Origin of the sequence: Streptomyces sp. NPDC059355, assembly GCF_042752335.1 — a bacterium.
Taxonomy (GTDB): domain Bacteria; phylum Actinomycetota; class Actinomycetes; order Streptomycetales; family Streptomycetaceae; genus Streptomyces.
Map to the genome: position 1 here is coordinate 48,425 of NZ_JBHYXN010000047.1, position 20,856 is coordinate 69,280.

Sequence of the window (20,856 nt, forward strand, 5' to 3'; positions counted from 1 at the left end):
GCCTACTGGCCGGTGCTACCTGTGAGTCGTACCCAGTCCGGGCGCGCGGGAAAAGGGGGACGGCCGGAGCCCCCGCACAGTGGGCTCCGGCCGTCGGCTTTTTGGCCGTACGTGAATCAGATGTCGAGGCCGGTCAGGACCAGGACTCGCTCGTACGTGTAGTCGTCCATCGCGTAGCGGACACCCTCACGGCCGACACCCGACTGCTTGACGCCGCCGTACGGCATCTGGTCGGCGCGGTAGGACGGCGCGTCGCCGACGATCACGCCGCCGACCTCGAGCTCGCGGTGGGCGCGGAACGCGGTCTGGATGTTCCGGGTGAAGACGCCGGTCTGCAGGCCGAACTTCGAGTCGTTGACGGCGGCGAAGGCCTCGTCGGTGTTCTCGACCTTCGTCAGGGTCAGCACCGGCCCGAAGACCTCCTCGACGGCGAGGGTGGTGTCGGCGGGCAGGTCCGCGATGACAGTGGGCTCGTACGAGGCACCCTCGCGCTTGCCGCCGGTCAGCAGCTTGGCTCCGGCCGAGACGGCCTCGTCGACCCAGGACTCCACGCGCTTGGCGGCGTCCTCGGAGACGAGGGGGCCGACGTCGGTGGCGGAGTCGGACGGGTCGCCGGTGACCTGGGCCTGGACCTTCGCGACGACCTTCTCGACGAGGCGGTCGTAGACGGAGGCGTCGGCGATCACGCGCTGCACGGAGATGCAGGACTGGCCGGCCTGGTAGTTCGAGAAGGTCGCGATACGGGTCGCGGCCCAGTCGAGGTCGGCCTCGGAGGACCAGTCGTCCAGGACCACGGCGGCGGCGTTGCCGCCGAGCTCCAGGGTGCAGTGCTTGTGGGGCACCGACTGCTGGATGGCGTAGCCGACCTTGTCGGAGCCGGTGAAGGAGATGACGGGCAGGCGCTCGTCCTTCACCAGGGCCGGCATCTTGTCGTTGGCGACCGGCAGCACCGACCAGGAGCCGGCCGGGAGGTCGGTCTCGGCGAGCAGCTCGCCCAGGATCAGGCCGGAGAGCGGGGTGGCCGGGGCCGGCTTCAGGATGATCGGCGCGCCGACGGCGATGGCGGGGGCCACCTTGTGGGCGCACAGGTTCAGCGGGAAGTTGAACGGCGCGATGCCGAGGACCGGGCCCTTGACGAAGCGGCGGGTCAGGGCGAGACGGCCGACGCCACCGGCGTCGGTGTCGAGGCGCTGGGCCTCTCCGCCGTTGAAGCGGCGGGCCTCTTCGGCGGCGAAACGGAACACGGACACCGCGCGGCCGACCTCACCGCGGGCCCACTTGATGGGCTTGCCGTTCTCGGCGGAGATCAGCTGGGCGATCTCCTCGGTGCGCTCGGTGAGCCGCTTGGACACGTGGTCCAGGGCGGCGGCACGGACGTGGGCGGGAGTCGCGGAGAACTCGGCCGTCACGGCGTACGCCGCGGCCACGGCCTCTTCGACCTGGGCGTCGGTGGGCACGCTGACGGTGCCGACGAGCCGGTTGTCCCACGGGGAGTGGACGTCGAAGCTGTCCTCACCGGTGGCCTGGCGGCCGGCGAGCCAGAAGGCGTGGGTGGAAGTCATGCGAATCCCGGCCCTTCGAGTGTGTGCGGGGTCCTTGTCCCCTCCACCGTAGGACTCCGTCCGGGTTTCGGCGTTTAGCCGGGGTGGAGCATGCCGGGCACCGGCCGCGCCGCTTTGTCAGTGTCGCGCCGCGGGCTCCCTGCGCGCGGAGCCGGTTTCGGACCGGCGGCTACGCGACGGGCGAGGTCGCCTTCAGGGCGAGCCACAGCTCCATGCGGACGTCCGGGTCGTCGAGGGAGCGGCCGAGGATCTCCTCGACCCTGCGCATCCGGTAGCGCAGCGTGTGCCGGTGCACCCCGAGATCGGCCGCCGCCGCGTCCCACTGCCCGTGCCGCGACAGCCACGCCTGCAGCGAGGCCACCAGGTCCCCGCGCCCCTTCTCGTCGTGCTCGCGCAGCGCCCGCAGCGTGCCGTCCGCGAAGGCCCGTACGGCCTCGTCCGCCAGCAGCGGCAGGACCGACCCCGCCGCCAGGTCCTCGTGCTCCACCATCGGCCGCCCCCGCCGCCGGGCCACGGCCAGCGCCTGGTCGGCCTGCTTGAACGCCGCCGCCACCCCCGAGGGCACCGCGGCGGCGGACAGCCCGACCACCAGCTCGTCCGGCTCCGGACCGGTCGCCTCCCGCCCGCGCCGCGACTCCAGAGCGTCCGCGTGTTCCGTACTCGCCTGCACCGCCGCGCCCCCGTCGGCCGCCAGCACCACCAGCCGCCCCGGCTCCGGCACCACCAGCAGGGCCTCCCCCGCCCGGGCCGCCGCGGACTCCACCGCGTCGGCCAGCAGCGCCAGCCCCTCCGGCTGCGCGGTCCCCGGCAGCGCCGGCTCCGCCACGATCAGCCGGAACGGCACCTCCAGCAGCGCCCCGTACAGATCCCCGGCCACCGCCCGGGCGTGCTCGGCCTCGCCGTCCAGCAGCATCCGCAGCACCGCCGCCCCCAGCCGGGACTCGGCGTCGTGCAGCGACCTCGACCGCTCGGTGGTCAGGGTCAGGAGGGCCACCGCCGAGTGCACTGCGTACCGCTCGGCCGTGCCCAGCGGGGCCCCCGTGCCGACGGCGAGCGCGCCGCGGGCCCGCCGGCCCGTACCGAGCGACTGGAGCTCGACGCGGTCCTCCGACCCGCCCACCACGGCGCTCGCGGGCGCCGGCCGCTCCCGCAGCCGCTCCACGTCGGGGGTCAGCCGGGCGGCCCGCCGCGCGGCCCATTCCGGGGCGGCCGCGACCACCGCGCCCGAGGTGTCGTACAGGGCCGCCCAGCCGTGCACGTGCGCCGCCAGTCTGGCCAGCAGCTCGGCCGGCCCGTCGGCGGAGAGCGCGGCCCGGGTCAGTTCCCGCTGCGCCTCGAAGCCGGCGGTCACCGCGCGGTACTGGTCCGCGGCCAGCGCCGCCGAGACGGCCTTGCTGATCGCGAGGAAGGGGGTCCTGCGCGGTACCTCCAGCAACGGCAGGTCCTCGGTCCGCGCGGCTTCGACCAGGGCCTCGGGGATCGCCTCGTAGTTCACGCCGACGGCGAAGCCGATGCCGACGACCCCGGCCGCGGCGAGGCGGCGTACGTACCGGCGCATCTCCTGCGGATCCTCCGCGTCCAGCTTCATCGCGGTGATCAGGAGCAGCTCGCCGCCCTCCATGTAGGGGACGGGGTCGGCGAGCTCGCTGACGTGGGCCCAGCGCACGGGGGTGTCGAGGCGGCCCTCCCCCGCCCGGACGCTGAGCTTGAGCGCCGAGTGCTGGACGAGTGAGGCGAGGGTGAGCGGCATCGGGTACCAGGGGCCTTAGAGGAGGGAGGGGTGCGAGCGGAGGGGAGGCGCCGGAATTTCGCCTTGCCGTATGAACGACTCCCCTCGATTCTGCCACCTCGTACGGGTCGGCTCAGTCCGTCGCGATCAGCCGCACCAGCAGCGGAGCCGCCCGCTCCCCCTTGACCGAGGTCAGTGAGAGCACGGCGTACCCGGGCGGTACGGCGTGCGCCAGCTCGGAGGCGGACCACCGCTCCCGCTCCACCTGCCGTACGGTCACCGCGTCCGTGGTCACGGCCTTTCCGGTGACCAGCTTGCGGAAGGCGTGGATGGCCCGGGTCAGCGGCTGGTCGGCGAAGACGGTCCGGTGGGTGACGTCGCGCGTCTCCACCCATTCGGTGCCCCAGGCCTCGGCGAAGCGCTTGCCGTCCCAGGTGGTGACCCCGGAGAAGGCCATCCGGCAGCCCACCGCCCCGAGCAGCGGGGTGCGCAGCGCCTCCGGTACGTCGTCCAGCGTGCGCAGCGTGAGCAGGACGCCCGCGTTCGCCGAGCGGAGCCGCTGCAGGCCGCGCACGGTCTGCGGGGTCAGGGTGTGCGAGGCGTCGTCGAAGGCGAGGAAGGCGAACAGGGACCGGTCGGCGCGGGCCGCGGCGCAGGCGTTGAACTGCGCGAGCAGCAGCCGGGCCAGGATCCGGGAGGCGTCCGCGTGGCCGCGCTCGGGCAGGTCGACGCGGACGCGCAGCGGGTGCTCCAGGGCGCCGGGCGAGAGGGAGAACGGCCTGCCCTGCCCGGTGGTGTCGGAGGCTTCGACACTGAAGAAACCGGCGAAGGCGGGCCGGTCGAGGAGCGCCACCCGGTCGGCGAGGGCCGGTCCCGGGTCGTCGTGGGCCCCGTACTGGCGTTCGCGCGCGTCGAGTTCGCGGAGCATCACGTGCTGTCCGGCGTCTTCGAGGGCGGTGCGCAGCCCGCCGAGGGAGCCCGGGACCTGGTCGAGCAGCTCGCGCAGTTCGGGCACGGCCGGGAAGCGGCCGTACGCGGCGCGGAACGGGCCGAGCAGCTGGGCGAGGGCCGTCGCGGCGCGGCGTACCTCCATGCCGGGGACGTCGCCGACGAAGGCCTCGGCGAGCAGGGTGGCCGCCTCGTCGGCGTCGGTGGTGCCGCCGTAGAGGTCCAGGTCGTAGACGGACCCGGGGTCGCCGACGCGGACCACGACGTCGTACGCGGTGTCGGGCCCGAGCTGGGCGCCGGCCGGGGCGACGACGATGACGGCGGCCTGTCCGGCCAGCGCCTGGAGGGCGAGCGACTCGACGACGGGCCGGACCAGCTGCCGGGTCTTGCCCGCGCCGGAGGGGCCGACGGCGAGCAGCGAGGTGCCGAGCACGGCGGGGTCGAGGGCGAGTCGGGTGCCGCGGCGGCCGTACGGGTTGCGCGCGCCGTCGTCGACCGTGCCGAGCAGCACCTGCCGGGCCAGCAGATCGTGCCGCGCGGCCCGGACGGGCAGGTCCCGGGCCCCGGAGGGGTGGACGCAGGCGCCCGCGCCCTTGTCGCGCACGGAGTCGGCGAAGGCCACGGCCCGCGAGGGTTCGGCCCGTACGGACTCCCAGGCACGCCGGATCCGCGCGTAGTCCACGTCGTTCATACGGCCGGACCCGGCCTCGGCGCCGAGGCGGTCGGCGATCTCGCCGAGCCCGGCCCCGCGCAGCTGCGGCCAGGCGGCGGGGTCGTCGGGCCCGCCCTCTTCGGGGCGGGCCGGTACGGCGGCCTGCACGGCCCGTACGGGGCGGCTGCGGAGCATCCGGCGGGCCAGCTCGGGCCAGCGGCCGAGCCGCCCGAAGCCGACGACCAGGGCGGCGCCGACTAGGGCGTACCAGATGTACGAGGCCACCACCGAAGGCAGCTTCCCGGCCCAGGAGTCGGGCGTGAACATGTAGAGCGGCCAGAGCCAGAAGCCGCCCAGGTAGCCGTTCCACAGCAGGGACCACAGCAGCAGCCCGGCCAGCAGGGCGATCAGCGCACCGCTGATCAGCTGCCGGGTCGGGGTCCGCTCGGGCTCCTCGGCGGCGCGCGGCACGTGGCCGTACGTCCACACGCCGGGCCCGTCGGAGCTGCGCGGGGCGCGCAGCCAGTCGGCGAGGGAGGGCCCGGGGCCGGCGGGGGCGTGGGCGGGCTTCGGCGGGAGGCCGGACGGCGGGCCCGCGGGCGGCGGCCCGGCCGGCGGCGGGCCCGCGGGGCGCGGGACGTGCCCGGCACGCGGCGGCCGCTTCTCGTCCGTGCCGTACGTGCCGTCGGTGTCCATGAAACCCCTGCCCCCTGCCCGTGCCTGCGCTGCGTCGCTCAATGTAGTTGCCCGCAGGCGCCCGTGGGCCCCGTACGGGCCCCTGTGTCCGCAGCGTCCACAAGACAGGCGGCGGGTCCTTCCTATGGCCGTCACGGACAAGGACACGCGGGCACCACTCCCGAACGGAGCATGCAGTACCCCCTCCCCCGGGCCTAGCCTGCGGACAAAGACACAAGTGCGTCCGAAAACACCCCCCAGGAGCCCTCTATGACCGCTGTTCCGCAGGAGCGCAAGATCGTCACCGCGATCCCCGGCCCGAAGTCGCAGGAGCTGCAGGCACGCCGTCTGCAGACGGTGGCCGGCGGCGTGGGCTCCGTGCTCCCCGTCTTCACGGCCCGCGCGGGCGGCGGCATCATCGAGGACGTCGACGGCAACCGCCTGATCGACTTCGGCTCCGGCATCGCCGTGACCTCGGTCGGCGCCTCCGCCGAGGCCGTCGTGCGCCGCGCCTCCGCGCAGCTCGCGGACTTCACGCACACCTGCTTCATGGTCACGCCGTACGAGGGCTACGTCGAGGTCTGCGAGGCGCTCGCCGAGCTGACCCCGGGCGACCACGCGAAGAAGTCGGCGCTGTTCAACTCCGGTGCCGAGGCCGTCGAGAACGCCGTCAAGATCGCCCGTGCGTACACCAAGCGCCAGGCCGTCGTCGTCTTCGACCACGGCTACCACGGCCGTACGAACCTCACGATGGCGCTGACCGCGAAGAACATGCCGTACAAGAACGGCTTCGGCCCGTTCGCCCCCGAGGTCTACCGCGTCCCGGTCGCCTACGGCTACCGCTGGCCCACCGGCGCCGAGAACTGCGGCCCCGAGGCCGCCGCGCAGGCGATCGACCAGATCACCAAGCAGATCGGCGCCGACAACGTCGCCGCGATCATCATCGAGCCGGTGCTCGGCGAGGGCGGCTTCATCGAGCCGGCCAAGGGCTTCCTGCCGGAGATCGTGAAGTTCGCCAACGAGAACGGCATCGTCTTCGTCGCCGACGAGATCCAGTCCGGCTTCTGCCGCACCGGCCAGTGGTTCGCGTGCGAGGACGAGGGCATCGTCCCGGACCTGATCACCACCGCCAAGGGCATCGCGGGCGGTCTGCCGCTCGCCGCCGTGACGGGCCGCGCCGAGATCATGGACGCCGCGCACGCGGGCGGCCTGGGCGGCACCTACGGTGGCAACCCGGTGGCCTGCGCCGGTGCGCTGGGCTCCATCGAGACCATGAAGGAGCTCGACCTCAACGCCAAGGCGAAGAAGATCGAGTCCGTCATGAAGACGCGCCTGACGGCCATGCAGGAGAAGTACGACATCATCGGCGACATCCGCGGCCGCGGCGCCATGATCGCGATCGAGCTCGTCAAGGACCCGGTCTCCAAGACCCCGTTCCCGGAGGCGGCCGGCGCGCTCGCCAAGGCCTGCCACGCCGAGGGCCTGCTCGTCCTCACCTGCGGCACCTACGGCAACGTGCTCCGCTTCCTCCCGCCGATCGTCATCGGCGAGGACCTGCTGAACGAGGGCCTGGACCTCATCGAGGCGGCGTTCGCGGCCATCGGCACGGACGTCTGAGCGACCTTCCGAACACGAGAGCCCGCCGCTACCCCCGGTAACGAGCAGGCACTGTGAAGAAGATGTGGGGGGCCGATGGCAGGAGCGCGTTCCTGCTGTCGGTCCCCTTTCCGCTGCCGTACGGTTTCTGCAGATGAGTGAGACACCCCGCTTCCGGGAAACCGGCGGCGACACCAGTACCGGGCTTCCCCAGCGCCGCACTGGGCCTGCGTTCGCGCACACTCCTCACCGATCGGACGGCCGTTCGCCCCAAACCCCCCGGGGCGCTCGGCAACCCGATCCGGCCGGCCGTCCCGGAACCACCCCCCCTGTTCCGGGACGGCCGGCCTTCCTCCTCCTTCTCTCCCTGCTGGGGCTCGCCCTGACGACCTGGCAGGTCCTGGTCTCGGGCCCGCTGCTCGCGCCGGACGAGCGCATCAGCGGCGCCCTGGTCCGCACGCTCCCCGACTCCGTCACCGAGCGCCTCTCCGACCTGGGCAACGTGCCGGTCGCCGTACCGGTCCTGGTCCTGGCGATGGCGTACTCCGTCCGGCGTTCGCGCGCCTGGGCACCGGCCCTGACGGCGGGTCTGGCGATGGCGCTGGTCCCGGCCGCGATCGTGCCGCTGAAGCAGTGGACCGCCCGCCCCGGCCCCCTGGAGCCGTGGGCCGCCGGCTACTTCCCCTCGGGCCACACGGCCACCTCGGCCGTCGCGTACATCGGCGCGGCCCTGCTGGTCTCCCCGTACGCGCGGCGCCCCTGGCCGCTCGCCGCGGCCCTCCTCCTGACGGCCGCGACGGCCATCGGCCTGATCCTGCGCGGCTGGCACTGGCCCCTGGACGTCCTGGCCAGCTGCTTCCTGTGCACACCCCTGCTCCTGGCCGTCGCCCACGCCGTGCGCCGTGCGGCCGTGCCGGAGCCCGGCAAGGCTCCGGCACACTCCTAGCCTCCGAAGTAGGCGTCGAAGTTCTTCGAGAACTCCCAGGCGCCGAAGCAGTCCCAGTTGATCGACCAGGTCATCAGCCCGCGCAGGGCGGGCCAGGTGCCGTGGGTCTGGTAGGTGCCGCAGCCGGTCTTCCTCGTCAGGCAGTCCAGCGCCTTGGTCACCTCGGCGGGCGAGGTGTGGCCGTTGCCCGCGTTCGTCGTGGCCGGGAGGCCGATCGCCACCTGGTCCGGGCGCAGCGGCGGGAAGACGCGCGCGGCGTCGCCCGCGACCGGGAACCCGGTGAGCAGCATGTCGGTCATGGCGATGTGGAAGTCCGCGCCGCCCATGGAGTGGTACTGGCCGTCGAGGCCCATGATCGAGCCCGAGTTGTAGTCCTGGACGTGGAGCAGGGTGAGGTCGTCGCGCAGGGCGTGGATGACCGGAAGGTAGGCGCCGGCGCGCGGGTCCTGGCCGCCCCAGGGGCCGGAGCCGTAGTACTGGTGGCCCAGCTGGACGAAGAAGGTCTCCGGGGCCATGGTCAGGACGAAGTCCGGGCCGTACTTGGCCTTCAGCGTCTTCACGGCCGAGATGAGGTTGACGATCACCGGGGTGGTGGGTGCGCGGAAGTCGGTGTCGCCGGTGGCGAGGGAGAGGGAGTGGCCCTCGAAGTCGATGTCGAGTCCGTCGAGCCCGTACTCGTCGATGATCTTGCTGACGGAGGAGACGAAGGTGTCGCGGGCGGCCGTGGTGGCGAGCTGGACCTGGCCGTTCTGACCGCCGATCGAGATCAGGACCTTCTTGCCGGCCGCCTGCTTGGCCTTGACGGCCGCCTTGAACTCGGCCGCGGACTCCGCGTTCGGGCATTCGCTCACCGGGCAGAGCGAGAAGCGGATGTCCCCCGAGGTCACCGACGTCGGTTCGCCGAAGGCGAGGTCGATGACGTCCCAGGAGGCGGGTACGTCGGCCATGCGGACGTGGCCGGAGCCGTTGGCGAAGCTCGCGTGCAGGTAGCCGACCAGGGCGTGGGCCGGCAGGCCGGGGTTGCCCGGGTTGCCGCCGCCGCTCGTCGTGGAGGCGGAGACGGGGGCGCTCTTCGCGGACTCCCCGGCCGCGTTCACCGCGCCGACCCGGAAGGTGTACGAGGTGGACGCGGTGAGTCCGGTGACCGTCGCGGAGGTCCCGGTGACGCTCACGGGCGCACCGCCGTCCCGGTAGAGCGTGTAGGACGCGGCGCCGGCGGCGGCCGACCAGGACAGGTTCAGGCTGCTCGCGGTGGCGCCGGACGCCGTCAGACCGGTGGGGGCGGCCGGGGGCTGGGGCCGGCCGGGTCCGGAGCCGCCCGGGTCGGGGCCGACGAGCGTGACGTCGTCGGTGAGGTGGGCGGGCTGGCCGTACCAGCCGTGGGTGTAGACCGTCACCGAGGTGGTGGCCGCGCCGTGCGGAACGTCGTGCTCAGCTGCTTCCAGGCGCCCGGGGTCTGGGTCCAGGTGGACACGTCGGTGGCGCCGGTCCCGGCCGCGCCGAGGTAGACGTACGCCCCCTGCACCCAGGCGGTGAGCGTGTACGCGGAGTCGGGCTTGACGGTGACGGTCTGGGAACAGCGGGCGTTGTCCTGGCCGGCCGGGGTGGCCCTGAGGGCGGAACCCCCTCCGTGGACGGGGGTGGTGACGACGGCTCCGCTGCCGGCCGAGCAGCTCCAGCCGTCGAGTCCGGCTTCGAAGCCGCCGTTGCGGGCGAGGTCGGCGTCGGCCGCCGCGGCCGGCGGGCCTGCGGCGAGGAAGGCGGCCACCGCGAGGGCGGCCGCGGTAAGGAAGGACATGCGTCTGCGCACAACTGCCTCCGGAGCATGGGGGGATGGAGCCAGGCCGCCGGCGATGCGGCAGCGGCGCCCAACATGGTCCAGACCAATGTCCTTGTCAAGGCTTCCGGCCCTCCTTCCCCGCCGCCCGGGCCGCGGCCTCGTGCATCGCGAGCTCCAGCAGCGCCGGATCGGTGAGCGTCCCGCTGCCGTCCGGGGCCACCAGCCAGCGCACCCCGCCCGTGGCGCGGCCCGGGTACGGCACCACGATCCAGGTCCCGCGCCCCGCCCCCCGTACGCCGGTGCCGATCCAGCGGGACGCCGTGCCGGGAGGCACGAAGAAGCCCACCCGAGGTGTCGGTGTGCGGCTGCGCCGCGTGGCGCCGGAGTCGGCGAGCACCGGGCCGGGCCGGTCGAGGAGCCGGGTCAGGACGTCGAGGGCGCCCTGTCCCAGCTCCCCGGGCAGGATCAGCACGTCCCACTGCCTGCCGGCGGGCAGCAGGGCGACCCCGAGGGGGCTGCGCTCCCACTCCCACCGGCAGGCGTCGGGATCCGGCGCCACCGACACGAGCCATTCCACCGCGGTCTTGATGTCCGAGCCGTGCATCGCCCGGCCTCCGTTCTCTCGATGAGGGTTCCTCACCGAGAGAGAGCGGGGCCGGGCCCGGCGATGACGCGGGTTTCGCCACCCCGTGGTGGTGAAGCGGGTCACGGCATGAACCGCGGAGCGTGCGCCGGGGCGTGGCGGCCGTCAGGGGTTGACGGCGGTCAGGGCTTGGCGGGGGTGGTCGGCAGTCGGGCGGCGCCGGTCAGCTGTCGAAGCCGAGGCCGAACTTGTCCAAGACCTTCAGCCACAGGTTGCGGCGGCCGCCGCGGGCGTCCGCCCTGGCCAGGGACCACTTGGTGAGGGTGATCCCGGTCCAGGCGAAGGGCTCGGGCGGGAACGGCATCGGCCGGGACTTCACCATCTCCAGCTCGGTCCGCTCGGTGCGGGCCCCGTCGAGCAGGTCCAGCATCACGTCGGCGCCGAAGCGGGTGGCACCGACCCCGAGCCCGGTGTAGCCGGCCGCGTAGGCGACCTTGCCGCCGTGCGCGGTGCCGAAGAAGGCCGAGAAGCGCGAGCAGGTGTCGATGGCCCCGCCCCAGGCGTGGCTGAACTTGATGCCCTCCAGCTGCGGGAACGCGGTGAAGAAGTGCTGCGCGAGCTTCAGGTACGTCTCGGGGCGGTGGTCGTACTCGGAGTCCAGCTTGCCGCGGTAGGGGTAGATGGCGTCGTAGCCGCCCCACAGGATGCGGTTCTCCGGGGTGATGCGGAAGTAGTGGAACTGGTTGGCGCTGTCACCCAGGCCCTGGCGGTTCTGCCAGCCGATGGCCTTCAGCTGGTCCGCGGTCAGCGGCTCCGTCATCAGCGCGTAGTCGTACACCGGGACCGTGAACGGCCGGATCCGCTTGACCAGCGAGGGGAAGATGTTCGTGCCGAGCGCCACGCGCCGGGCGAAGATCCGCCCGTACGGGGTGCGTACGGCCATACCGGCGCCCGAGGCGGCCAGCGACAGGCCCCGGGTGTTCTCGTAGATCCGCACGCCCAGCGACAGGCAGGCCTCCTTGAGGCCCCAGGCGAGCTTCGCGGGGTTGAGCATGGCGACGCCGTCGGTGTCCCACAGGCCCGCGAGGAAGGTCGGCGAGTCGACCTCGGCGCGAAGCTCCTCGCGGTCCAGCCAGCGCGCGCCGCCCGCGAGGCCCAGCTTGCCGGCCTCCTCGTACAGCTCGCGGAGCTCCTCGACCTGGTGCGGCTCGGTGGCCACGTCGATCTCGCCGGTGCGCTCGAAGTCGCAGTCGATGCCGTAGCGGGCGATGGCCGCCTCGATCTCGTCGAGGTTGCGGGCGCCCATCTCCTCCAGCTTGGCGAGCTCGCCCGGCCAGCGGGCCATGCCGTTGGCCAGGCCGTGCGTGAGGGAGGCCGCGCAGAAGCCGCCGTTGCGGCCGGAGGCGGCCCAGCCCGCCTCCTTCGACTCGATCAGGACGACGTCCCGGGCCGGATCGCGCTCCTTGGCGATGAGCGCGGTCCACAGTCCGCTGTACCCGCCGCCGATGACGAGCAGGTCGCAAGCCTCGTCGGAGGTCAGCGCCGGCTGCGCCGCGGGCTTGCCGGGGTCGTCCAGCCAGTACGAGACCGGCAGTGCTTCGGACAGGGATTGAGCAACACTTCGCATGGCGACTGGGGCCATGTCTTCCAACTCCCTACAGAGCTACTTGGGCTGTGCTTTCTTGCGGCGGTTGCCGACCATCTGGCCGACGAGGACCACCAGCACCGCGATGACGAACATCGCCGTGCCGATGACGTTGATCTGTACAGGCGTACCGCGCTGGGCCGATCCCCACACGAACATGGGGAAGGTGACGGTGTTGCCCGAGTTGAAGTTGGTGATGATGAAGTCGTCGAACGACAGCGCGAACGAGAGCAGTGCGCCCGCCGCGATACCGGGCGCCGCGATCGGCAGGGTGACCCGTACGAAGGTCTGCACCGGGCCCGCGTAGAGGTCGCGGGCGGCCTCCTCCAGCCGCGGGTCCATCGAGAGGACGCGCGCCTTGACGGCGGCGACGACGAAGCTGAGGCAGAACATGACGTGGGCGATCAGGATCGTCCAGAAGCCCAGCTGGATGCCCATGTTGAGGAAGAGGGCGAGCAGCGAGGCCGCCATCACGATCTCGGGCATGGCCATCGGCAGGAAGATCAGCGAGTTGACCGCGCCGCGCGCCCGGAAGCGGTAGCGCACGAGCGCGAAGGCGATGGCCGTGCCGAGGACGGTGGCGCCGATGGTCGCCCACACGGCGATCTGGAGCGACAGGGACAGCGAGCCGCACAGGTCGGCGACGCCGCAGGGGTCCTTCCAGGCGTCGAGCGAGAACTCCTGCCAGGCGTAGTTGAACCGCCCGGCCGGGTTGTTGAAGGAGAAGACCGTCACGACGACGTTCGGCAGGATCATGTACGCGAGCGTGCCGAGGCCGAAGATGACGACGAGATTGCGCCGGAGCCAACGCATCAGACCAGGTCCTCCGTCCCCGCTCGGCGGATGTAGATGGTCACCATGATCAGCACGATGGCCATGAGGATGAAGGACAGCGCGGCGGCCGTCGGGTAGTCGAGGATGCGCAGGTACTGCGACTGGATGACGTTGCCGATCATCCGGGTGTCCGTGGAGCCGAGCAGTTCGGCGTTGACGTAGTCGCCGCTCGCCGGGATGAAGGTGAGCAGCGTCCCGGAGACCACGCCCGGCATGGAGAGCGGGAAGGTCACCTTGCGGAAGGTGGTGGAGGGGCGGGCGTACAGGTCCCCGGCCGCCTCGTGGAGGCGGGTGTCGATGCGCTCCAGCGAGGTGTAGAGCGGCAGGATCATGAAGGGGAGGAAGTTGTACGTCAGGCCGCAGACGACGGCGAGCGGAGTGGCGAGCACCCGCTCCCCCTCGGTCATCCCGAGCCAGCTGGTGACGTCCAGGACGTGCAGGGCGTTGAGGACCTCCACGGCCGGTCCGCCGTCGGCCAGGATCGTCTTCCAGGCCAGCGTGCGGATCAGGAAGCTGGTGAAGAACGGGGCGATGACCAGCACCAGCAGAAGGTTTCGCCAGCGGCCCGCCTTGAAGGCGATCAGGTAGGCCAGCGGGTACCCGAGCAGCAGGCACAGCACGGTCGCGGTGCCGGCGTACAGCAGGGAGCGCAGGAACTGCGGGTAGTACTCGGTGAGCGCGTCCCAGTACGTCTGGAAGTGCCAGGTGACCTTGAAGCCCTCTTCGAGGGAGCCGGTCTGCACCGAGGTCGAGGCCTGGTAGACCATCGGCAGCACGAAGAAGACCAGCAGCCACAGGATGCCGGGGAGCAGCAGCCAGTACGGGACGAGCCGCTTGCGCAGGGACGCCTTGTGGACCGGGGGTTCGGCGGGGGCCACGGCCTGCGGCGGCGCGGCGGTGGCGGTCATGCGCCCTCCTCGACCGTCTCGATGCCGGCGTCTATGTCCTGAGCGGCATCGAGGCCGAAGGTGTGCTCCGGGTTCCAGTGCAGGACCACCTCGGCGCCGGGGGCGAGGCGCGCGTCCCGCTCGATGTTCTGGACGTACACCTCCAGCTCCGGGCAGACGGGGCTGTCGATGACGAACTGGGTGGAGACGCCGATGAAGGAGGAGGCGGCTATCGTGCCGCGGACCTTGTTGCGGCCGGCCGCGACGGTGTCCTCCTCGTCCGCGTGGACCAGGGATATCTTCTCGGGACGCACCCCGACCAGCAGCTTCCCGCCGGCCTTGGGCGTGGTCGAACATCGGGCCGCGGGCAGCCGCAGCACGGCGCCCGCCGAGCCGACCGTGACGTCGGCGCCGCCGGCCTCCAGGACCTCGGCCTCGATGAGGTTGGAGGTGCCGAGGAAGTTGGCGACGAAGGTGGTCTTCGGGTTCTCGTACAGCTCGGCCGGGGCGCCCAGCTGCTCGACGCGCCCGCCGTTCATCACGGCGACCGTGTCGGCCATGGTCATGGCCTCCTCCTGGTCGTGCGTGACGTGCACGAAGGTGATGCCGACCTCGGTCTGGATGCGCTTGAGCTCCAGCTGCATCTGGCGGCGCAGCTTGAGGTCGAGGGCGCCGAGGGGCTCGTCGAGGAGCAGTACCTGCGGGTGGTTGATGAGCGCGCGGGCGACGGCCACGCGCTGCTGCTGGCCGCCGGAGAGCTGGTGCGGCTTGCGCTGGGCGAACTGGCCCAGCTCGACCAGCTCCAGCATGTCGTCGACCTGCTTCTTGACGGACTTGATGCCGCGGCGGCGCAGTCCGAAGGCCACGTTCTCGTAGATGTTCAGGTGCGGGAAGAGCGCGTAGCTCTGGAACACCGTGTTGACCGGGCGCTTGTACGGCGGCAGGTGGGTGACCTCGCTGTCGCCGAGGCTGACCGTGCCGGTGGAGGGCTCCTCCAGGCCGGCGATCATGCGCAGGGTGGTGGTCTTCCCGCAGCCCGAGGCGCCGAGCAGGGCGAAGAAGGAGCCCTGGGGGATGGTGAGATCCAGCGGGTGCACGGCGGTGAAGGAGCCGTAGTGCTTGCTGATCCCGGCGAGGCGGACGTCGCCGCCCGCGGTCTTGTCAGTCATGGGCCTGGGCCTTCGGTGGTGGTGTCATCGGAAGGGTGCGGGGCGCGGAGGCCGGCACGAGGGGCTCGTCAGGCTCCGATGAGCTTGGCGAACTTCTCCTCGTACGCGGTCGCTTCCTCACTGCTGAGGGAGCGGAAGGCGTGGGCCTTGGCCGCCATCGCCTTGTCCGGAATGATCAAGGGGTTGTCCGCGAGTGCGGGGTCGATCTTCGCGAGGTCTTCCTTGACGCCTTCGACCGGGCAGACGTAGCTGATGAACGCGGCCAGCTGGGCGGCGATCGGGGGCTCGTAGTAGAAGTCGATCAGCTTCTCGGCATTGGCCTTGTGCCGGGCATGGGCGGGGACCAGCAGGTTGTCGCTGGAGGTGATGTAACCGGGCGCGGGGATCGCGTACTTGATGTCCGGGTTGCCGGCCTGGAGCTGGATGACGTCGCCGGCCCAGGCCAGGCAGGCTGCCAGGTCGCCCTTGTCGAGGTCCGCCGTGTAGTCGTTGCCGGTGAAGCGGCGTATCTGCTTGGTGTCCACGCCCTTCTGGAGCCGGCCGATGGCGGCGTCGAAGTCGGCGGTGGTGAAGTTCGCCGGGTCCTTGCCCTGGTCGAGCAGGGTCATCCCGACGCTGTCGCGCATCTCGGTGAGGAAGCCGACGCGGCCCTTGAGGGACGGGTCGTCCAGCAGCTGCGTGACGGAGTCGACCTTCTTGCCGTCGGTGGCCTTCGCGTTGTAGGCGATGACGGTGTCGATGCCGGTCCAGGGGTAGCTGTACGAGCGGCCGGGGTCCCAGTCGGGGTTGCGGAACTGCGGGATCAGGTTGGCGTAGGCGTGCGGGAGGTGGGAGGGGTCCAGCTTCTGCGCCCAGCCGAGCCGGATGATGCGGGCGGCGAGCCAGTCGGTGACGACGATCAGGTCGCGGCCGGTGTCCTGTCCGGCCGCGAGCTGCGGGCGGACCTTGCCGAAGAACTCGACGTTGTCGTTGATGTCCTCGGTGTACTTGACCTTGATCCCGGTCCGCTTGGTGAACTCCTCCAGCGTGGGGTGGGACTTCTCGTCCTCGCTGGTGTCCATGTACTCGGTCCAGTTGGAGAAGCTGAGCTCCTTCTCCTCGGCCGAGCGGTCGTCGGAGGCGACCGCCGTGTCGCCCGCGCGCTTGGCCGGCGGGATGCCGCACGCGGACAGGGAGGCCAGACCGCCGAGGGTGAGCGCTCCGACACCGGAGGCGCGCAACAGCGAGCGGCGGGTGAGGGCGCCGCGCCCGCCGGTGATGCTGCGCCGCATCGCGGCGAGTTGCGCCGCCGAGAGGCGGTCGGGCTCGAACTGCTCCATGAGCTGCCCTTTCGGAAGGGGTGGCGCCGCTGGTCAGGCGGCCGGCTGCCACTCGGCGGAAGCCGAAGACGGTTAGATGCGGTCCCCGAAGATCGTGCGGTGCCAGTCCTTCTCGGCCACCGCCGTGTTGTCGTACATCACGTGCTTGACCTGCGTGTACTCCTCGAAGGAGTAGGCGCTCATGTCCTTTCCGAAGCCACTCGCCTTGTAGCCGCCGTGGGGCATCTCGCTGATGATCGGAATGTGGTCGTTGATCCAGACGCAGCCCGCCTTGATCTCACGGGTGGCGCGCCCGGCCCGGTAGACGTCGCGGCTCCAGGCGGAGGCGGCGAGTCCGTACGGGGTGTCGTTGGCCAGCTCGATGCCCTCGTCGTCGGTGTCGAAGGGCAGGACCACGAGGACCGGGCCGAAGATCTCGGACTGGACGACCTCGCTGTCCTGGGCGGCGCCGGAGACGAGCGTGGGCCGGTAGTACGCGCCCTCGGCGAGCTCGCCTCCCGGGACCTCACCGCCGGTGACGACGGTGGCGTAGCCGCGGGCGCGCTCCACGAAGCCCGCGACCCGGTCACGCTGGGCGTGCGAGACCAGCGGACCGAGGTCGGTGGCCGGGTCGAAGGGGTCGCCCAGGCGGACGGTCTCCATCAGCTCGGCCACGCGGGCGACGAAGGCGTCGTGCAGGGGGCGCTGGACGTACGCGCGGGTGGCGGCGGTGCAGTCCTGGCCGGTGTTGATCAGGGAGGCGGCGACGGCGCCGTGCGCGGCGGCCTCCAGGTCGGCGTCGTCGAAGACCAGGAAGGGCGCCTTGCCGCCGAGCTCCAGGTGCAGCCGCTTGACGGTGGCGGTGGCGATCTCGGCGACACGCTTGCCCACGGCGGTGGATCCGGTGAAGGAGGTCATGACCACGTCCGGGTGGCCGACCAGGTGCTCGCCGGCGTCCCGGCCGGCGCCGGTGACGATGTTGACCACGCCGTCGGGCAGGCCCGCGTCCTTGGCCGCCTGGGCGAACATCAGGGAGGTCAGCGGGGTCAGCTCGGCGGGCTTCAGGACGATCGTGTTGCCCGCGGCGATCGCCGGGAGGATCTTCCAGGCGGCCATCTGGAGCGGATAGTTCCAGGGCGCGATGGAGCCGACGACCCCGATGGCCTCGCGGCGTACGTAGGAGGTGTGGTCTCCTGAGTATTCAGCTGCCGCCTGCCCCTGGAGGTGCCGGGCGGCGCCCGCGAAGAAGGCGGTGTTGTCGATGGTCCCCGGTACGTCGAACTCGGTGGACAGCTTGATCGGCTTGCCGCACTGCAGGGACTCCGCGTACGCGAAGTCCTCCGCCTGCTCGGCCAGCACGGCGGCTAGCCGGTGCAGGGCGTCCGAGCGCTCGCCGGGGGTGGCCGAGGACCAGGCCGGGAAGGCCCGCTTGGCGGCGGCGACGGCCTCGTCGACATCGGCGGTGGAGGCCAGCTCGTACGTGAGCACCTCCTCGCCCGTGGCAGGGTTGACGACGGTGTGCGACTGCCCGGACGTACCGGACCTCAGCTGCCCGTCGATGTACTGCGCGCCGTCTGCGAAGCGGTCCTTGACCTGGAAGCGATTACCCATGACGCTCTCACGCTCTCCGTAGCTTCAGCTCGAATTGAGTGCCGATCCTGGCAGAGGTGTTCCCCACCGCCAAGTGATTCCGTTGTTGCCTTTTGATTACGCGACGGAATCGGTCGACCATGTGTCGAGGCGCGCCGCAAATCCCGTACGAAGTGTCAGTGGCGACTGCCAGACTCGCGTGCATGGAGAAGATCGACACATTGATCGAGCAGGTCAGCCGTGGTGAGCGGGTGAAGTACCTGCCGTTCTGGGGGCATCGGCCGCGTCCCGACGGGACGCTCGGCCCCAGCTGCATGAGCCAGTGGTGGCCCTCGCCGTTCACCGTGGGTGATGTCCGGTACGACACGGCCGAGCACTGGATGATGGCCGGCAAGGCACGGCTGTTCGAGGACCCCGAGGCGGAGCGCATCGCGCTGGGGGCCAAGACTCCGGCGGAGGCCAAGAAGGCCGGTCGCCTGGTGCGCGGCTTCGACGAGCAGACGTGGGCGCGGGAGCGGTTCGCGCTCGTGGTGGAGGGCAGCGTGCACAAGTTCGCGTCCACCCCGGCGCTGCGCTCGTACCTGCTGACCACCGGGGACCGGGTGCTGGTGGAGGCGAGTCCGATGGACCGCGTCTGGGGCATCGGACTCGCGGCGGACGACGAGCGCGCGCTGGACCCCTCGCGCTGGCGCGGGCTGAACCTGCTGGGCTTCGCGCTGATGGAGGCCCGCGACCGGCTGCGCGCGGACGCCGTCTGACCTCGGGCGGGCGGGACCTTAAATGCGTGGCGGGCGGGAGAGCGGGCCGCCTACGGTAGGACTCGTCCAGGTGCGCAGGCGAGACCTACTTCCACTCTTAATGGGCAGGTCGCGGGTTCGAGTCCCGCCACCGGCTTCCGGGCCGGTGTAGCTCAGTCGGTCAGAGCAGCACGTCGGTTTCGCCGACCTCGATCTCTGGACACCTACGTCACGCACCTCCCGGTGCGCGGGCTGCGGCTCCTTCTTACGCAGAGAATCCCAAGCCGCCGCCACCTTGATCTCGGGAGGCACGCGTGCGGGATGCCCGGTGCGCAGGCGACGGCTACTTCCGGATCGACGGGTCGCGGGTTCGAATCCCGCCCGGCTGCGGCCGGTAGCTCAGTCCGGTGAGAGCAGTCGACAACAGTCCGTCGCCGACCCTGATCTCGGGCATCCCGCACGTCACGCCTCCCCCACGTTCCACTGAATTCGGGGGGATTCACCATGGCTCGCTTCAACCTGCGCGCACCCAGGAAGGCCTCCGCCGCGGCGGGGCCCGTCTCTCCCGTGCGTTCCACCGGCGGCCGCACCGCCAACCACCAGGGCGGCCGCGGCTACGTCCGCGACGCGCGCTCCGAGCTCTTCCTGCTCGCCGTCGCCAACTTCGTGACGCAGCGGACCTTCTACGAGAGCGGCGAGGCCCGCGACGACCGGTACTCCGCCCTCGTGCGCCGCCTCGCCGTCGAGGACCCCGCGTGGACCGCCGGACTGCTCGGCTGGCTGCGCACCGACGGGAACATGCGGACCGCCTCGCTGGTCGGAGCGGCCGAGTACGTGAAGGCGCGGCTCGACGCCGGAGCCACCGGCGGACCGTCGAACCGCGCGGTCGTGGACTCCGTACTGCGGCGCGCGGACGAGCCCGGTGAGCTGCTGGCCTACTGGACGGCGACGTACGGGCGGAACGTCCCCAAGCCCGTCAAGCGCGGTATCGCCGATGCCGTGCGCAGGCTCTACTCCGGCACCTCGCTGCTGAAGTACGACACCGCGTCCAAGGGCTTCCGCTTCGGCGACGTGCTCAACCTGGTGCACGCCTCCCCCGATCCCGCGAAGCCCTGGCAGGGCGAGCTGTTCCGGTACGCCCTCGACCGGCGGCACCGCCCCAAGACGGCGCAGGCGCCGACGGGCAACCGCACCCTGCTCGCACACCGGGAGCTCGTGGAACTGCCGGTGGAGGAGCGCCGGGCCGTGGTGACCGCACCCGACGGGGCCGAGCGGCTCGCCGCCGCGGGCATGACCTGGGAGGCGCTGGCCGGCTGGCTCCAGGGGCCGATGGACGCGGCCGCCTGGGAGGCGGTCATCCCGTCCATGGGCGCGATGGCGCTGCTGCGGAACCTGCGCAACTTCGACCAGGCCGGCGTCTCGGACGCGGTGGCCGCACAGGTCGCGGCGAAGGTCGCCGACCCCGAGGTCGTCGCCCGGTCCCGGCAGTTCCCCTTCCGCTACCTGGCCGCCTACCAGCACGCGCCCTCGCTGCGCTGGGCGTACCCGCTGGAGCGGGCGCTCGGCCACTCGCTGGCCAACGTGCCGGCCCTTCCCGGGCGGACGCTGGTCCTCGTGGACCGCTCGGGGTCGATGTGGGCGCCGCTGTCGGACCGCTCGCAGCTCAACCGGGCGGACGCGGCGGCCGTCTTCGGCGCGGCGCTCGCGCTGCGCGCCGAGAAGGCGGACCTGGTGCAGTTCGGGACGGACAGCAAGCAGGTCCCGTACGGCCGGGGCGAGTCCGTGCTGAAGGTGCTGGAGCGGTTCGAGGACCTCGGCGGAACCAACACCTCGGAGGCCGTCCGCAAGTACTACAAGGGGCACGACCGGGTCCTGATCGTCACGGACGAGCAGGCGACGTACCACTACGGCGGCGACCCGACGGCCCTCGTCCCGGACGAGGTCCCGGTCTACACCTGGAACCTGGCCGGGTACCGGACGGGCCACGCGCCCTCCGGGTCGGGCAACCGGCACACCTTCGGCGGGCTCGGCGACGCGGCCTTCCGGATGGTCTCCCTGATCGAGGGCGGCCGGGACGCCGACTGGCCGTGGGTGGCCTAGGTCGTGTCGTCAAAGTCCCGTCTGGCCGGCGGGGCCTGGCACGCACGCTCGCCGCGCCGTTCGGACGGACCGGCGGAAAGACGGACCGAGAGACGGCGCAGGGCCGGGCCCGGGCACATGCTGCC

At 71.9% G+C, this 20,856-nt stretch carries 14 protein-coding genes and 1 pseudogene; 4 read left to right on the plus strand and 11 right to left on the minus strand.

Annotated features, from left to right (window positions below; all coding sequences use genetic code 11):
- Positions 1 to 116: 116 nt before the first annotated feature.
- The 3 genes from ACFXGI_RS32110 to ACFXGI_RS32120 all read right to left on the minus strand — a co-directional run bounded on the left by ACFXGI_RS32110 (position 117) and on the right by ACFXGI_RS32120 (position 5,587).
- A complete protein-coding gene (locus ACFXGI_RS32110) occupies positions 117 to 1,562 on the minus strand; it encodes an aldehyde dehydrogenase family protein (RefSeq protein WP_384714377.1) in 1,446 nt (481 codons plus the stop codon).
- A gap of 169 nt (positions 1,563 to 1,731) precedes the next feature.
- Complete coding sequence (locus ACFXGI_RS32115) at positions 1,732 to 3,312, minus strand: PucR family transcriptional regulator (RefSeq protein WP_384714379.1); 1,581 nt, start codon at positions 3,310 to 3,312, stop codon at positions 1,732 to 1,734.
- Between the two features lie 112 nt (positions 3,313 to 3,424).
- Positions 3,425 to 5,587 (minus strand): ATP-binding protein, encoded by a 2,163-nt coding sequence (locus tag ACFXGI_RS32120; protein WP_384714382.1) that lies wholly within the window; start codon positions 5,585 to 5,587, stop codon positions 3,425 to 3,427.
- A gap of 249 nt (positions 5,588 to 5,836) precedes the next feature.
- Here ACFXGI_RS32120 and gabT point away from each other — a divergent pair, with 249 nt between their 5' ends.
- Positions 5,837 to 7,183, plus strand: a complete 1,347-nt coding sequence (gabT, locus tag ACFXGI_RS32125) for a 4-aminobutyrate--2-oxoglutarate transaminase (protein ID WP_030859777.1) — start codon at positions 5,837 to 5,839, stop codon at positions 7,181 to 7,183.
- A gap of 133 nt (positions 7,184 to 7,316) precedes the next feature.
- Positions 7,317 to 8,108 carry a phosphatase PAP2 family protein gene (locus tag ACFXGI_RS32130; RefSeq protein WP_384714385.1) on the plus strand — a complete coding sequence of 264 codons (792 nt, stop codon included), beginning with the start codon at positions 7,317 to 7,319 and terminating at the stop codon, positions 8,106 to 8,108.
- On the opposite strand, the pseudogene ACFXGI_RS32135 reads toward ACFXGI_RS32130, so the two are convergent.
- From ACFXGI_RS32135 to ACFXGI_RS32170, 8 genes and pseudogenes are all read right to left on the minus strand, one after another.
- Positions 8,105 to 9,906: pseudogene (locus tag ACFXGI_RS32135) on the minus strand (chitinase). The gene ACFXGI_RS32130 and the pseudogene ACFXGI_RS32135 sit on opposite strands and share 4 nt — an antisense overlap.
- A gap of 97 nt (positions 9,907 to 10,003) precedes the next feature.
- Positions 10,004 to 10,492: a hypothetical protein gene (locus tag ACFXGI_RS32140; protein WP_384714388.1), complete on the minus strand. Its 489-nt coding sequence runs from the start codon at positions 10,490 to 10,492 to the stop codon at positions 10,004 to 10,006.
- Positions 10,493 to 10,694: 202 nt separating this feature from the next.
- On the minus strand, positions 10,695 to 12,113 hold the full coding sequence (locus tag ACFXGI_RS32145) for an NAD(P)/FAD-dependent oxidoreductase (RefSeq protein ID WP_384714391.1): 1,419 nt from the start codon (positions 12,111 to 12,113) through the stop codon (positions 10,695 to 10,697).
- Positions 12,114 to 12,134: 21 nt separating this feature from the next.
- Complete coding sequence (locus tag ACFXGI_RS32150) at positions 12,135 to 12,929, minus strand: ABC transporter permease (RefSeq protein ID WP_384714394.1); 795 nt, start codon at positions 12,927 to 12,929, stop codon at positions 12,135 to 12,137.
- Positions 12,929 to 13,858 (minus strand): ABC transporter permease, encoded by a 930-nt coding sequence (locus ACFXGI_RS32155; protein WP_384714397.1) that lies wholly within the window; start codon positions 13,856 to 13,858, stop codon positions 12,929 to 12,931. The genes ACFXGI_RS32150 and ACFXGI_RS32155 overlap by 1 nt, the downstream gene beginning before the upstream one ends.
- The gene (locus tag ACFXGI_RS32160) at positions 13,855 to 15,006 is read right to left on the minus strand and encodes an ABC transporter ATP-binding protein (protein ID WP_384714400.1); all 1,152 of its coding nucleotides are present in this window, start codon (positions 15,004 to 15,006) and stop codon (positions 13,855 to 13,857) included. Before ACFXGI_RS32160 ends, ACFXGI_RS32155 begins: the two co-directional genes overlap by 4 nt.
- A gap of 68 nt (positions 15,007 to 15,074) precedes the next feature.
- Complete coding sequence (locus ACFXGI_RS32165; RefSeq protein ID WP_384714403.1) at positions 15,075 to 16,325, minus strand: spermidine/putrescine ABC transporter substrate-binding protein; 1,251 nt, start codon at positions 16,323 to 16,325, stop codon at positions 15,075 to 15,077.
- 72 nt (positions 16,326 to 16,397) lie between these two features.
- Positions 16,398 to 17,915, minus strand: coding sequence for a gamma-aminobutyraldehyde dehydrogenase (locus ACFXGI_RS32170; RefSeq protein ID WP_384714406.1), 1,518 nt, complete (start codon positions 17,913 to 17,915; stop codon positions 16,398 to 16,400).
- Positions 17,916 to 18,097: 182 nt separating this feature from the next.
- Here ACFXGI_RS32170 and ACFXGI_RS32175 point away from each other — a divergent pair, with 182 nt between their 5' ends.
- Positions 18,098 to 18,652, plus strand: coding sequence for an NADAR family protein (locus ACFXGI_RS32175; RefSeq protein ID WP_384714409.1), 555 nt, complete (start codon positions 18,098 to 18,100; stop codon positions 18,650 to 18,652).
- A 483-nt stretch (positions 18,653 to 19,135) separates the two neighbouring features.
- Complete coding sequence (locus ACFXGI_RS32180; RefSeq protein WP_384714412.1) at positions 19,136 to 20,731, plus strand: TROVE domain-containing protein; 1,596 nt, start codon at positions 19,136 to 19,138, stop codon at positions 20,729 to 20,731.
- Positions 20,732 to 20,856: the final 125 nt, after the last annotated feature.

Coding starts and splice junctions, on each gene's coding strand:
- ACFXGI_RS32110 (WP_384714377.1), bottom strand. CDS start 1,562: ATGACTTCCACCCACGCCTTCTGGCTCGCCGGCCGCCAGGCCACCGGT.
- ACFXGI_RS32115 (WP_384714379.1), bottom strand. CDS start 3,312: ATGCCGCTCACCCTCGCCTCACTCGTCCAGCACTCGGCGCTCAAGCTC.
- ACFXGI_RS32120 (WP_384714382.1), bottom strand. CDS start 5,587: ATGGACACCGACGGCACGTACGGCACGGACGAGAAGCGGCCGCCGCGT.
- gabT (WP_030859777.1), top strand. CDS start 5,837: ATGACCGCTGTTCCGCAGGAGCGCAAGATCGTCACCGCGATCCCCGGC.
- ACFXGI_RS32130 (WP_384714385.1), top strand. CDS start 7,317: ATGAGTGAGACACCCCGCTTCCGGGAAACCGGCGGCGACACCAGTACC.
- ACFXGI_RS32140 (WP_384714388.1), bottom strand. CDS start 10,492: ATGCACGGCTCGGACATCAAGACCGCGGTGGAATGGCTCGTGTCGGTG.
- ACFXGI_RS32145 (WP_384714391.1), bottom strand. CDS start 12,113: ATGGCCCCAGTCGCCATGCGAAGTGTTGCTCAATCCCTGTCCGAAGCA.
- ACFXGI_RS32150 (WP_384714394.1), bottom strand. CDS start 12,929: ATGCGTTGGCTCCGGCGCAATCTCGTCGTCATCTTCGGCCTCGGCACG.
- ACFXGI_RS32155 (WP_384714397.1), bottom strand. CDS start 13,858: ATGACCGCCACCGCCGCGCCGCCGCAGGCCGTGGCCCCCGCCGAACCC.
- ACFXGI_RS32160 (WP_384714400.1), bottom strand. CDS start 15,006: ATGACTGACAAGACCGCGGGCGGCGACGTCCGCCTCGCCGGGATCAGC.
- ACFXGI_RS32165 (WP_384714403.1), bottom strand. CDS start 16,325: ATGGAGCAGTTCGAGCCCGACCGCCTCTCGGCGGCGCAACTCGCCGCG.
- ACFXGI_RS32170 (WP_384714406.1), bottom strand. CDS start 17,915: ATGGGTAATCGCTTCCAGGTCAAGGACCGCTTCGCAGACGGCGCGCAG.
- ACFXGI_RS32175 (WP_384714409.1), top strand. CDS start 18,098: ATGGAGAAGATCGACACATTGATCGAGCAGGTCAGCCGTGGTGAGCGG.
- ACFXGI_RS32180 (WP_384714412.1), top strand. CDS start 19,136: ATGGCTCGCTTCAACCTGCGCGCACCCAGGAAGGCCTCCGCCGCGGCG.